General features: G+C 52.3%; 12 protein-coding genes and 1 pseudogene. 3 read left to right on the top strand and 10 right to left on the bottom strand.

All coding sequences use genetic code 11. From position 1 onward, the window contains the following. The first annotated feature begins 263 nt into the window (after window positions 1–263). Window positions 264–626 carry a VOC family protein gene (locus AC3Y2E_RS21655; RefSeq protein WP_190932384.1) on the top strand — a complete coding sequence of 121 codons (363 nt, stop codon included), beginning with the start codon at window positions 264–266 and terminating at the stop codon, window positions 624–626. Then, window positions 623–1,183, top strand: coding sequence for a winged helix-turn-helix transcriptional regulator (locus AC3Y2E_RS21650; RefSeq protein WP_332073764.1), 561 nt, complete (start codon window positions 623–625; stop codon window positions 1,181–1,183). Before AC3Y2E_RS21655 ends, AC3Y2E_RS21650 begins: the two co-directional genes overlap by 4 nt. Before the next feature lie 73 nt (window positions 1,184–1,256). On the opposite strand, the gene AC3Y2E_RS21645 is transcribed toward AC3Y2E_RS21650, so the two are convergent. After that, complete coding sequence (locus AC3Y2E_RS21645) at window positions 1,257–2,522, bottom strand: MFS transporter (protein WP_379214012.1); 1,266 nt, start codon at window positions 2,520–2,522, stop codon at window positions 1,257–1,259. A gap of 295 nt (window positions 2,523–2,817) precedes the next feature. Continuing rightward, a pseudogene (locus AC3Y2E_RS21640) lies at window positions 2,818–3,717 on the bottom strand (alpha/beta fold hydrolase). Between the two features lie 153 nt (window positions 3,718–3,870). Between AC3Y2E_RS21640 and AC3Y2E_RS21635 the strand changes: the two are divergent. After that, window positions 3,871–4,596: a MerR family DNA-binding transcriptional regulator gene (locus tag AC3Y2E_RS21635; protein ID WP_379214010.1), complete on the top strand. Its 726-nt coding sequence runs from the start codon at window positions 3,871–3,873 to the stop codon at window positions 4,594–4,596. 5 nt (window positions 4,597–4,601) lie between these two features. Here AC3Y2E_RS21635 and AC3Y2E_RS21630 read toward each other — a convergent pair whose 3' ends face one another. The 8 genes from AC3Y2E_RS21630 to AC3Y2E_RS21595 form a co-directional block, all read right to left on the bottom strand. Beyond that, entirely contained in the window at window positions 4,602–5,117 is a 516-nt protein-coding gene (locus AC3Y2E_RS21630) for a GNAT family N-acetyltransferase (RefSeq protein WP_379214007.1), read from the bottom strand. A 69-nt stretch (window positions 5,118–5,186) separates the two neighbouring features. Continuing rightward, complete coding sequence (locus tag AC3Y2E_RS21625; protein ID WP_379214005.1) at window positions 5,187–5,783, bottom strand: class I SAM-dependent methyltransferase; 597 nt, start codon at window positions 5,781–5,783, stop codon at window positions 5,187–5,189. A gap of 194 nt (window positions 5,784–5,977) precedes the next feature. Next, the gene (locus tag AC3Y2E_RS21620) at window positions 5,978–6,217 is read right to left on the bottom strand and encodes a GrpB family protein (RefSeq protein WP_379214003.1); all 240 of its coding nucleotides are present in this window, start codon (window positions 6,215–6,217) and stop codon (window positions 5,978–5,980) included. Window positions 6,218–6,248: 31 nt separating this feature from the next. Next, window positions 6,249–6,737, bottom strand: a complete 489-nt coding sequence (locus tag AC3Y2E_RS21615) for a GNAT family N-acetyltransferase (RefSeq protein WP_379214001.1) — start codon at window positions 6,735–6,737, stop codon at window positions 6,249–6,251. A 1,110-nt stretch (window positions 6,738–7,847) separates the two neighbouring features. Next, entirely contained in the window at window positions 7,848–9,059 is a 1,212-nt protein-coding gene (locus AC3Y2E_RS21610; protein WP_379213999.1) for an aminotransferase-like domain-containing protein, read from the bottom strand. Window positions 9,060–9,291: 232 nt separating this feature from the next. Then, a complete protein-coding gene (gene pdxR, locus AC3Y2E_RS21605; protein ID WP_379213997.1) occupies window positions 9,292–10,827 on the bottom strand; it encodes a MocR-like pyridoxine biosynthesis transcription factor PdxR in 1,536 nt (511 codons plus the stop codon). A gap of 322 nt (window positions 10,828–11,149) precedes the next feature. Then, on the bottom strand, window positions 11,150–11,458 hold the full coding sequence (locus AC3Y2E_RS21600; protein ID WP_379213995.1) for a hypothetical protein: 309 nt from the start codon (window positions 11,456–11,458) through the stop codon (window positions 11,150–11,152). Window positions 11,459–11,576: 118 nt separating this feature from the next. Further along, window positions 11,577–12,491 (bottom strand): sugar phosphate isomerase/epimerase family protein, encoded by a 915-nt coding sequence (locus tag AC3Y2E_RS21595; RefSeq protein WP_379214062.1) that lies wholly within the window; start codon window positions 12,489–12,491, stop codon window positions 11,577–11,579. Window positions 12,492–12,570: the final 79 nt, after the last annotated feature.

The following is a 12,570-nucleotide window of genomic DNA, read 5'->3' as shown; positions in this document are numbered from 1 at the left end:
CACCTCTTACCATAATTAACGTTAAACAGTCCGGCTCAAGCCGGAATCTCCGAAAAAAAGCCAGTTTTTCTTCCGGTTCTTCCAGCCGTCACGGCGTTCATAGCTTTATTGTAGCATAACCTTTTCCACGTCTACAGAACGCCGTATGGGCAGTGTTCCTTCTAAACCTCTGATGAACGTTCCACCTAAAAAACTTCTATAAAATTCCTTTACTATCGAAAATATACTTGATATACTATCGATATGAAAAGGAGGATGATTTCATGTTTGTTCCAGGATTTACGGTCTGGTATAACGTCAGAGACATTGAGCAAAGCTTGGCGTTTTATACCGGGAAGCTTGGTTTTGAACTGCTTTTCCACGATCCCGATTCCGGCATGGCTATGGTCAAGACGAACACCGACCAATGCGTAATCGGATTTTCCCAGGCGGAGGAAGTCGTTCCTTCCACCTCGTCGACGGTGTTTGACGTCAGCAACATGGAAGACGCCGTACATACCTTGAAGCAACAAGGCGTGACGTTTATCGGGGATATCGAGACGATTCCGGACTTCGTCAAGCTGGCGACGTTTACCGATCCGGACGGACATTCACTGATGCTTTCGGAGCAGCTCGTCGAGCTTTGAGCAAGGAACGGAAAGTAATCGAATTGTCGCAGGAGCTGTCGGGGCGATGGGTCATCCCGATCCTGCTCTCCCTCGAAAGCAGCGGAGGGCGGTTCACGCCGCTTCAGAACAAGCTGCAAATAACACCTGCGCGGCTCAGCGACAATTTGAAGCAGATGAGCGAAGCGAGCCTCATCGATCATTTATCCCCCTATGAGCGACGCCATCCTTTACTGCCGGAATACCGGTTGACGGAAAAAGGCAAGCTGTACCGGGAAGCGGCCCAAGCGATCCGGATGGCCGATAGGCAGATCGGGCACGATTTGTCCGCCAAAGCGTGGAACGTGCCGGTGCTGATCGCGCTCCATTACCAGCACGACCGGTTTCAGGATATCCGCCGCGCCCTGCAAGCCGTCACGCCCCGCATGTTGTCCGCTCGACTGGACGAGCTGCACGGCGCCGAGCTGATCCGCAGACATGTTACCGAACAGCCCCGGCCATCGTTTATGTACGAGCTGTCCCCTCTGACCGGCAAGCCGATCGACCGGATGACTTCCGAGCTATGCTCTCTCGTATGACTATGCGTTAAATCATAAAAAACCAGGCCATTGCTGGCATTCGCCAGCGTTACGACCTGGTTTTTGTTAAAGTTTAGGCACCGCTGGAAGCCGTGTCGAGCGATTCCGCGGAGGACTCGGAGGACTTGTATTTCATAATCGGAATCATCGCCAATGCGCCGATCAGAAACAAGATCCCGGCAACTGTAAAAATCGAGACGAGCGGGTACGCGTTTTTCAAAGCGCCGGCAAACGACATCGACAGTACCATCATCCCCATGAACAGCGGGTTAAGCACCCCGTTCACCCGGCCGACGATCGAGGCGTGAGACCATTTGAGGATCATTGTACTAATCCCGATATGGATACACGGGAACACGAGCCCGTTCACGAATTGGGTAGTCAGCGTTACCGGCACGCTGGTCGAAAATCCGACGATCACCGTACACAGCGCACTGGCCGTCATACCGATCGCCAGCAAGACTTGCGGCTGGACGCGTTTGGAGACCGCCGCGATGACCCCGCCTCCGATCAGCATCGCTCCGCCGTTTACCATCAGCATGTACTGCAGAAATTTCTCCGGCTTGCCCAGCCGCTCCGTTACGATGAACAGGTTGAGCGCCTGAGCGAGACCGACGGCAAGCCCTGCGAGCAGAAACGATACTCCGAGCATCCGCAGCACCCGGCTTTTCCACACATAGCTGAACCCTTCCACAAACTCTTTGCGAAACTGTCCTTTGCCCGCTTCCGCCGCAGGCTTGACCTTGTCTTTAGGCAACCGAACGAGCACCAGCGCCGACAGCAAAAATACGAAACCCATCACCGCGACGGATACTTCCAGTCCGAAGCTGCTGTAAAAAAACGTTCCCAGCATCGGCCCAAGCACGAGAAATATCGCCATCAGCGATTGGAACAGCGCCATTCCCTGCTGCAGCTGCTGCTCGGGGACATGCTCCTTGAACAGACGCATGCCCGACGGCTGGGAGAATTGCGACAAAATCGCCGAAATGAATGTCACGAAGTACACCGACTGCCAAGAGCCGAAATGGATCGCAAACAGGACGACGAACACGGATACGGCCGACAGCAAGTCGCACCAAATCATCGTCCTTCTCGGCAGCCAGCGGTCTGCGAACGTTCCGCCAATGAAGGAAAAGACGAAAATCGGCGCAAATTCCGCCACGCTGATCAGCGATATCGCGTACGGATCGTTGTTCGTTCGCTCCGCAACGTACAGCAATATGGCGAAGTTCCGCACCCATATGCCAATCTGCAGAAGCACATTCGATAAAATAATAGTTTGTATAAACCGGTTGCTAAGCAACCCCGGCGCTTTTCCGGCACCTTGTTCCGAAACCAAACGTTCCACACTCCTCTAAAGCCGCCGATCCGGCAGCCCGTAATTGATCATGAATTTGATACTCCTTTAAGGCAAAAAAGGCAACCCGCAATAGGGCACCGGCCGCCGGCCTTGCCTCTTTCCCTCATACGCTCATCGGACAAGCGCTGAAATTGCCTATTTAAGATGAACTCGGACTTTCGACTCTTCCCATTAAACTTCAATTATCGATCATTTTCATCCGCAAGTTTTTCCCAGCCACGCTTCCGGCATTTTTCCGCCTTTTATCATAACCCGATTCCTGCTCGTCCGTTTCTTACGGATTGCTGAATTTGCTTACTTTTTCGATTAACCATGGCTTGATCAAAGGCAAAACGGCAGCCGGCTGCATCGCTTTGGAATGATCCATGCCGCTTCCCTCGATCCTCTCGATCTCCCAGCCCAGCTCTACCAGACGCTCTTTGTTTTTGGCCAGCCGTCCGGCGATATCCACCGTCACATTACCGAATCGGCTCCCGTATACGATCGTATCCTGTTCTCCCGCGAAGGCCAGCCTTGGAATGGTCAGCTTGTGCTGAACGGTCCGATCGTCAAAATCAGCCAAGCTTTGGTACAAAGTCATAAATTGCTTCAAAACATTCGGATCGATCGTAATGGGGACGTTATCCCAGTCGATATGGTCCGGATCCCAGGACTCGTTTGCCGGTTCGTCAGGCCGACTCCCGGCATGTTGCCGCTCGCTACTCAGCGCCTGTTCTTACGTTTTGACAGTTACCGTCGTCATTTCGCGGTACGGACCTTCATACGGCGGGAAACCGCCCATGATGAAACTATCGAGCCGATCGGTCCGGAGGGCTAGCTGCAAGCCAACAAGCGCGAGCCAGGAATAACCATAGTAGCTGAAGCGGTCGACCTTCATGCTGTCGGCGATGCGCAATAAATCTTTGACGATAAGTTCCGCGGTCAAAGCATCCGGATTCGGATGGGAGAACAAATGACCTTCGTAATCAAAATATAACACGCGAAAGGAATCGTTTAGCCCTTCGACAAAGTGCTGCCCGAACTCCGGATCGATCCCCCACATGGTCAAATGCTCGGCTTCCGGGCCGGTCACCGTTTTTTTAGCGACAGGCAGCATCACCGTCCTGCCCGCAGCATTACCCGTCAGGCCGACTTCAATCTCTGAACCGTCCGTCAGCTGTACCCGCTTGATCACCTTCACCACTCCCTCTGCTACTTCTCACCCCTATCATATAACATTGACGCAATCTTTCGGTTTAGCTCGACCGGCCACTTGATTTGCCTGCAATGTTCCCGTTTAATATTGTTGTAGGAGTTGAAGGTTATACTTGAAGGATGTGAGCCGCGAATGGAACCGGTCTGTACGCCGAAGCAACTTGCCGATCAATTAAAGGTAAGCACGACAACTTTACGAAGGTATGAGGATCAAGACTTGATCCCCGACGTCCCGAGAACGGACAGCAACCGTAGAGGGTATCGGGCTGTTCACGTTCAAGCTTTCGTCGCCATTCGGGCGCTGCTGAAAGGGTTTGGCATTCCTGTCGTTTATGAAGTGATGAGAAAGGTGAAGTCAGGCTGCGAAGTGGAAGGTCTGTGGTTACTGAACCAGCAGCTGCATGACAGCCATGTCGAGAAACAAAGAGTGGAATCGACCTTGACCCTGTTCAGGAAAACCGACTTTTCCGAGTATCGGAATAAACCGCTAACCGATGCGATGACGATCGGGGAAGTGGCGGAGTTCTGCGGAGTCCGGCCGTCCGCGATCCGGCATTGGGAAAAGGAGGGCTTGATCCGGTCGGAGAGAAACTTGCAAAACGGATATCGGGTGTTCTCCTCCCGCGAATTAAGGAAGCTGATTGTAATCAGCAGCTTGAGAAAAACCGTCTTTTTTATCGACAGCATGAAACAGCTGCTCCACGAACTGGATACGCAAAACTTGGCGAGCGTAGAAAAATCGTTCCAGCTGGCTCTAGACAAGCTGAATGTCCGGTTAACCTCACAATATCAAGGAATCGCCGAACTGATGAACTACATACAAAGGTTGACCCTGTACCGGCAACAAGGTCCAACTTGAGGAAGTTAGGTGCGGCTTATGTATTCGTTTTCGAGAATTCCCATAATAACTAGCGACTCATAAGTACCTTGAACCTGAATACAATCTCGCAGCACTCCCTCGACCACGAATCCCGTTTTCTCGTAGAGCAGCCTTGCTATGCGGTTATGTGCTTTGACGTCCAGCCATAACCGATGTACGCGCAAAGTCTCAAACACATACGTTTGAAAGAGGCGGATCGCTTCTTTACCATACCCGTTCCCTTTTTCAGTTATTGCGATTCGCGTCAGTTCTACACAGTTATTCGGGTTGGTTATTCCTGCAGCTATGATATAACCGACCGCCCGGCCTTCCGGGTCCGTAATCACCATATGAAGATGGTCCTCGCTATTAATCGCTTCAAGATGTTTCTCCCGCGGCCAGGTAATAACGTAGGGGCGGTTCTCCGGATGTTGTTCGGCTTGTTGAACAAAGACCAAATCGTCCTCGTTTGTTTTTCTAAATCGTATTCTGCCGGATTCCGCTACAATGACATGGAACATCAGTCAAAACACCTCGTTTCGGTCATTGATAGTACAAGTTCGCTTAAATGAGTCATCTGATCATCTTCCTTACTCCAATCTCGCAAGCTTCATACAGTAAAAGCGGATACTCGGATAACGATCGTATTCCTCGATCGTCTCCAGTCTGCATTTCAACTCGCCGAGGATATCGAGCAACTCTTCTTTCCGGTGATACTTCACCATATCCATATACATCAAATGTCCGCCCGGCTTCAACATAGCGGAAATGGCAGTGAACGTTTTCCGGTATGCTCCGATCTCGTTAAGGGCCGATCCGATCATCGTTACCAGGTCATACTCCATACTTGGCAGCGGGCAAGTTAAAAAGTCATCACACCGAACGGCCGACGGATTCGGATGCCCCTCCCGCTTTTGCCTGTACGAAAAGCTCTCGCATATGCCCGGATCGATATCGATGCTCGTCAACTGCCCGTTGCCTTGTAGGAAGTATCCTAAATAATCGTCCCATTCGCCAACTCCGATTCCGATATTGCAAGCTTTCATACCTGGAGCCGCCTCAAACTGTCTCAACAAAAAATCCCGCGTCTCCAGCTCCAAATACAGACTCTTCGGCGACATGTTCCATTGGTACGCCTCCGGTTCCCGCATGTTCAAATAATATTTCAGCAGTTTTTGATCGTCCATGGGATCTCCTTCCTCGTATGGGATAGACGGGTTATACTTGTTCCAGTTGATACGGTTCGCCAGTTTATGGAGACAGCTTCTCGTCTGCACGTTCAGTCTCCTGGCCGGAAGACTGGAGGTCTTTCTCCAATATCCGATTCCCCCGGTTTCCAGCCCGTTGCTTGCGACCAGAGATGAGCCCTCTGCAGAATCTCCTACACGGCCGGCCCTTTCCCTTCCACATACTTCGACCGCTCATGCTTATAGAGCTGCATTAACCTGACAATGGAGATTTGAATTTCGAGGATGGGCTTTGCATCCAAACCCGGTATCGAGGTAGAGCCTACACGATCGATTCGAAGCGCGATCTGTTGCAAATCGTATCTCAACCTTGTGCCGATCTCTATAAATTGATAAACCGGGTTGTGCTTGGCGATTGTCCATTGGTTCTCCATTCTCAAGTCAACGCTCCTTTTGCATGAAACTTTATAATTCCATTTTCATTGTGACGGCTGTCCCTTCCACTGCCACTTCTTGAAATCCATGCCGTTTGTATAATTGGATTGCCGGATTAAAGGCGTCTACACTTAAAGATATCGCTCTAACCCCTTTGATCTTTGCTTCTTTCAGCAACATCCGGATCAGTAACGTTCCAACACCTCTCCCCCTGTGCTCTGGCTGTACAGCCATCCCCATTTCAGGTGTCTCATCATCAACATATCCGTAACCTTTATTAATGGCATTAAATTTCCGGGCAGTTATAGAACCTACAGGCTCATTCAGGTGAGTAACCGCTATAAAGCCGAAGTCCTCGGCTTTTCCCCATCCTTCCAGGTACCTCGATATACTAGGGAGAGCTATTATACTCCTATCCGGTCGCTTTTTCCCTTCAGGAACAAAAATCGATTCATATAACATATCCCACAAGAATGGGACATCCGACTCAAGGATCGGTCTGATGGAATATGGGGACATGAAGATCCCTCCTTTAGTGTGGTGTCTCATACGAACCAAGCCTATCCTGAAGCACATAACACTCCTCCAACAATCGGTCTTCAATATGAATTCGGCAGCCGGCGAATGCGGCGAGAAGCTGTTCGGCCGCCAGAAGCGTATACGGAATCGACCATACGGTTTCTTCCGGGTGCCATCGTCTTCCAGGGATAGATCTGATCCGGCCGATCCCTTCCTTGTCAAAAACAAGGAACTTCACAGCGAGCGTTGCATCATTTCGGATGAATACGGAAATTTCCAAGAGGCTCACCCCTCCATTGTAACATTATTCCAGCTAATCGGTTAAGGAAAAACGTCCGGCCGCTCTCTGGAGGACGACCCGTTGGCGTACCCAACTACACGTTTGAGCGTGGGGAAGGATGGTTCCTGTACTCCAACTGCTCTATGAATGAGATTGGGTGACATCCCCCTCCAGGTTTTGGCCCGAAAACCTCTATGTTGCGAGCAGGTTGTTATGTTCGCCTTCTCCAAATCGTCTGCGTGTGCGCGGGCTCAAAACAAAATAAGAGCCTTTGGCACCCTTTACTTCCGGCATACGGGGATGTCCGGGACGAATAGAAGCGGTTTGCACCCCTTATTTCAGCCAACAGGTGGGGTATGCGGTCTTCTCGCGCATATTAACAGCCCCAAACCGCTCCTATTCCATGTCCAAACGGGTTTTCGGACAAAATAATGCGTACAAACCGCTCATATTTGTGTTCCTACCCAAGCCATACGCCAGGGATACGGGGTCGAGCGGCCACAATGAACGGTTTGCCGCACTTGCTGGCACGATAACAAATCAAGTCGATCCATCGAAGCTAACTCCCCAATGCAGGGGCAGTTTTCTTAGTTCAGAATGCTTCGGTAAGCCGTAGCGAGCGAACTTAGCCTAATAAATGGCAACCAAAAAGGGAGGCATCCCAAGTCTAAAAAGACTTGGAATCCTCCCGATGCTTTCGGCTTTTTTCCTATAACTATCATACGCTACTCTAAGCTGCTCGTAAACAATCATCGGTCCCGCACACTGCGTTAGCGTCCAACGTCTGGCCAGACGGCCGCTCGGCGTCCGCACCCGCATTCCCATCTCGCTTATAACCGGCCGACCCCGACCGCCAGCGTATCCCTGATCACTTGGCCCAGTCTCCGTACCCCTTCACGGATCCGTACCTCGTCCATATTGGAGAAGTTGAGCCTCATCGTATTTTCGTGACCGCCGTTCGGGAAGCAGGACCCGCCCGGTACGAATGCGACCATCTGCTTCAAGCTGCGCTCCAGCAAATCCCTCGCGTTAAGATGATCCGGCAGTTGGACCCAGGCGAACAACCCTCCGGCCGGCTTCGAGAACCGGACTTCCTCCGGCATTTCGTCGCGTAACGTTTCGATCATAACGTCCCTGCGTTTTCTATAGACGTCCACGATCCCTTCGATATCCTTATCAAGATCGTATTCGTTCAAATACAGATCGAGCTCGCGCTGAACGACGGTGGAGGTTTGCAAATCCGTCGCCTGCTTTAGCAGCACATATTTGGTTATCACCTCTTGTTCTCCCGCAACCCAGCCGATCCGGTACCCCGGGCAGAACGTTTTGGAAAATGTGCCGAGATGAATCACCCGGCCTTCGCGATCGAGCGACAACACGGTGGGCACAGGGTCGCCTTCGAACCGTAGATCGCCGTAAGGATGATCCTCGACCACAGCCACCCCGAACTCGTCGGCAAGCCGCACGAGCTGTTCTCTCCGTTCCAGCGACCAGCAACGGCCGGTCGGATTTTGAAAATCGGGCACGACATAAATCAGCTTGATCTTCGGTACCGTCTGCAGCAGCTGGCGCAGATGATCCGGGTCCATCCCGAACTCGTCCGTCTGCACCTCCACAAACTTGGGGCGATACGTCGTAAACGCTTGAATCGCTCCCAAATATGTAGGACTTTCGCACAAGACGACGTCCCCTTCGTCCAGAAACAGTTTCCCTGTCAAATCCAGTCCCTGCTGCGATCCGCCTGTAATCAGAATATTTGCGGCTGTCATGGAAACGCCGAACTTGCCGTTCATCCGGCAGGCGATCTTCTCGCGCAGCGGCGTATATCCTTCGGTCGTGGAATATTGCAGAGCCTGCATCCCTTGCTCGCGGATGACACGGGCGGCGATTTTCTCGATTCGTTGGAGCGGGAACAATTCGGGAGCAGGCAGTCCGCCCGCAAACGAGATCATCTCCGGTTGTTCCGTCACTTTCAGTAGCTCGCGAATGTCGGATGCTTTGATCGAAGCCATCCGGGTTGCATATCGTAAAGACGTAGTCATAAGAAGTGCCTCCTGCCATCTATGAAAATTCAATTCCGGTATAGAGGTTGTTCAAAAAGTCCGCTTTTGATCACGAAGCCGATCATGAAGATTACTCGACATCGAATATGGAATTCACCCGGAACTTCCGGTGCTCACGTAGCTGCCACTACGCTCCGCTCCTCATTTCCTAGCTTCATCCCATCTTCTCGGTGCTGAAAACCGGACTTTTTGAACTCGCACGCATAGTGAATCAAACGATCGGTATTGTTCCTTCCTGTTCGCGCTCTCCGGTAACTTCCGGACCTTCCATCGCGTCTTCCACCGCGGCGCATAACCGCCGGATGCCTTCGCCGATCCGTTCAATATCCGCACGTGCGAAGTTTAACCGGATATAGGACCCTTTAGGTTGTTCGGCAAAAAATGGCGCGCCCGGGATATAGTCGACCCCGCGATCCGCAGCCCGCACCGCCAGCTCCTGAACGTTAACACCGCCCGGCAGCCGCAGCCACAAAAACAAACCGCCCATCGGAACATCCCACTGCATCCCCGGTACCGCATAACGCTTCAGTGCGGCGCACATCTCGTCGCGTCTTGCCTGATACAGCGTCCGGATTCGGGCGAGATGACGATCGACCGCGCCTTCGCGGAGTGCCGCCTCCAGCAGCTTTTGAGCAACCGAGTTCGTATGAAGGTCGTTCAGCTGCTTCATTCGTCCCATCACTTTCAGGATCGGCTTCGGCGCCGCGATCCATCCGATCCTTATGCCCGGCCCCAGCAGCTTGGAGAACGTGCCGATATACAACACGTGCGCATGCTCATCCATCGCTTTGATCGGCAGCGGGCTTTTCTCCCCGTAAGCAAGCTCGCCATACGGATCTTCCTCCACGATCGGCGTACGGTATCTATATGCGAGGTGCAGAAGCGATTCCCGGACGGATGCATCCATGAGCCGACCGGACGGATTCTGATACGAGGGGATGACGTAAATAAATTTCGGCCTGTAGCTTCTAAGCAGTGATTCCATCGCATCCAGTCGCAATCTTCCGTCCTCTTCGACAGGTACGCCGATCACGGTCGCTCCAGCGGCGCGAAACGTCTGAAGCGCGCTGAAGTAGGTCGGCTCCTCCGCCAGCACGCAATCGCCCGGCGAGAGCAGCGTTCGCGCGATCAGATCCAGTCCCTGCTGGGCGCCTGATAAGACGATCACTTCCTCCTTCGAGCATCGGATGCCGCGATCCCGCATTCGGTCGCATAACGCCTGGCGCAGCGACGCCCTTCCCTCGACGGGACTATGCAGCATAACCTCCCCGCCGTCCTCGGTGAACAGCCGGCCCGCCATCTGCTGCAGCTCCTCCAGCAATTCGGGTTCGGGCAAAGGAACGCCGACGCCGAACGATACTGCGTCCTGTCTCTTCGGGAGCGCCAGCAAGTCGCGAATGAGCGATGAACTTTCGGCAGCCGCCTTGGCGGTCAGCATCGGTTTCCAGTACAGCGGAGCCGGAGCCGAGGCGGAGTCCGTTACTTCACCGGCCCCTTCGTCCGTTTCCTCGGTATCCAGGACGATCGTGCCGCGCCCGACAAACGATTCAACCAGTCCGGCCGCCTTTAATTCGTGATACGCATTCAATACCGTGCTGCGATTGAGGTCCAGCCGCTCCGCAAGCTTCCGTTCAGGAGGGAGCCGATATCCCGGGGGCAGCAGCCCGGTCACGATCCGGTCGCGGATCTGCTGCTTGATCTGCAAATAAATAGGAATCGGGCTAGCCCGGTCAATGATAATATTCATGGAATACGGGCACCCCCTCGAAATATTCCGATAATGGTTCGCTCCAATTTAGTTTATCACAGTAAAATGCTTTGAAAAGAGCCAATTGGACCGTTATATCAACCATCCAATTATGCAAGGTTATCCATTCGCTAGAACAACATCCTATTCATTCAGTCCAGTTCGGACGCACACTGTTGCACGGAGCCCGCCATTTCCCAAACAACAAAAAAGAACCGCCTCGAAGACGGTTCGTCATTTCATTAATTGCATTAATGTTTAATGTTATTAAGAATCGATTACCAAACCGGCATCCTCATCCCGCTCGGCGGACAAGCCCGGTTCAGATCAATATTTTCATAAATTTATCGGCAGACGCGCCGGGTTCCATCGCAAACGAAACATGTACCGATTTCCCTGACGGATGCTCGAAATATTGCCCGTTCAGCTCAAACCCTTTCTGCCTGGCCGTCCGGTACAGCTTCGGAAACGTTTGGGCAGCCGCGATCGCCACCTCTTTGGCGGAGTAGGCGTGGAGGACGACCGGTTGTTCCTCGGCATACACTTTCATGACTACATGATAGCTCCGGGCTGACGTCTCTTCAACGTAAAGTTCATAATCCAGGTCAAACGCGTGGTATACATTCCCCATATGAAACCATCCTTTCTCTGTACGTCTACTAGGTTCGACAACCGGGACGGTTTGTCCTTCTGCCGAAAACGAAAAGAAGCTGCATCCCGGCTTGACCCGGAACCAGCTTCTTCGTTGTTTATTTAAAACGTTTGATAAAGTCTACCGCTTTGCGGATATCCACTTCCGGCTGGTCGCCGACTTCGCGCTCAATCGTCAGGTATCCGGTGTAGCCAATATCAACAAGCGCTTTGAAATAAGCGTCGAAATCGACTTTGCCTTCTCCGAGCGGAACTTCCTTAAAGATTTCCCCGGAGCGGACCATCTCGGCGATTTTGCCGTGATCCATTGGCTCGTAGCCGATTGCCCCATAGATTTCGCGAGGGTCGACTTCTTTATAGCGGACGCCGTCTTTCACGTGCGTATGAACGATATAATCTTTCAGCGTATATACTCCTTGCACCGGATCGTCGCCGGTAACCATGACCATGTTCGCCGGGTCGAAGTTGACGGATACGCCTTTGCTCGACAGCGTGTCCAGGAAGCTTTTCAGATGAGCCGACGTCTCCGGTCCGGTTTCGATCGCGAAATAACCGCTCATGCTGCTCGCATATTGGCTGAGTTCTTCGCAAGCCGCTTGCATCGTGTCGAATATTTCTCCGCTATGATCGTGAGGCACGATGCCGATATGCGTGGTGACGATGTTCGTGCCAAGATCTTGAGCCAGATCCAAGATCCGTTTCGATTTTTCCACCTTGGCCGGGTTGGCCTCTTTATCCTGAAAGCCGTGTCCGCCCAAGTCGCCGCACAGCGCGGATATTTCAAGTCCGAGCGAATCGATGTAGCTTTTCAGCTCGCGTCTGTCCGCCGGAGACAAATTCTCCGGGTCCATTTCACCTTTAACCGCGTAAATTTGGACGCCTTCCGCGCCAACCTCTTTCGCCTTTTTCAAGCCTTCGCGGACGCCAATGCCGAAGCTGTCAACGATTACGCCGATTTTGTTCGTCAGTTTCAACCGAAATCTCTCCCTTAATCGTAATTCTTTCTCTCTCATAAGGCGGCATACCGGCACGGAGCCGATATCCGGCAAAAGTCTCCTAATTGTATCATATCAAAAGGAGCTTTCCTTCATT

The organism is Paenibacillus sp. MAH-35 (assembly GCF_058135425.1).
Note: the sequence above shows the minus strand (reverse complement) of the source record. Positions and strands in the feature narration are given on the sequence as shown.

What these genes read in the sequence shown, in the direction of transcription:
- AC3Y2E_RS21630 (WP_379214007.1), bottom strand. Translation starts at nt 5,117, where the DNA reads ATGTTCCATGTCATTGTAGCGGAATCCGGCAGAATACGATTTAGAAAA.
- AC3Y2E_RS21595 (WP_379214062.1), bottom strand. Translation starts at nt 12,491, where the DNA reads ATGAGAGAGAAAGAATTACGATTAAGGGAGAGATTTCGGTTGAAACTG.
- pdxR (WP_379213997.1), bottom strand. Translation starts at nt 10,827, where the DNA reads ATGAATATTATCATTGACCGGGCTAGCCCGATTCCTATTTATTTGCAG.
- AC3Y2E_RS21620 (WP_379214003.1), bottom strand. Translation starts at nt 6,217, where the DNA reads ATGGAGAACCAATGGACAATCGCCAAGCACAACCCGGTTTATCAATTT.
- AC3Y2E_RS21610 (WP_379213999.1), bottom strand. Translation starts at nt 9,059, where the DNA reads ATGACTACGTCTTTACGATATGCAACCCGGATGGCTTCGATCAAAGCA.
- AC3Y2E_RS21600 (WP_379213995.1), bottom strand. Translation starts at nt 11,458, where the DNA reads ATGGGGAATGTATACCACGCGTTTGACCTGGATTATGAACTTTACGTT.
- AC3Y2E_RS21635 (WP_379214010.1), top strand. Translation starts at nt 3,871, where the DNA reads ATGGAACCGGTCTGTACGCCGAAGCAACTTGCCGATCAATTAAAGGTA.
- AC3Y2E_RS21615 (WP_379214001.1), bottom strand. Translation starts at nt 6,737, where the DNA reads ATGTCCCCATATTCCATCAGACCGATCCTTGAGTCGGATGTCCCATTC.
- AC3Y2E_RS21625 (WP_379214005.1), bottom strand. Translation starts at nt 5,783, where the DNA reads ATGGACGATCAAAAACTGCTGAAATATTATTTGAACATGCGGGAACCG.
- AC3Y2E_RS21655 (WP_190932384.1), top strand. Translation starts at nt 264, where the DNA reads ATGTTTGTTCCAGGATTTACGGTCTGGTATAACGTCAGAGACATTGAG.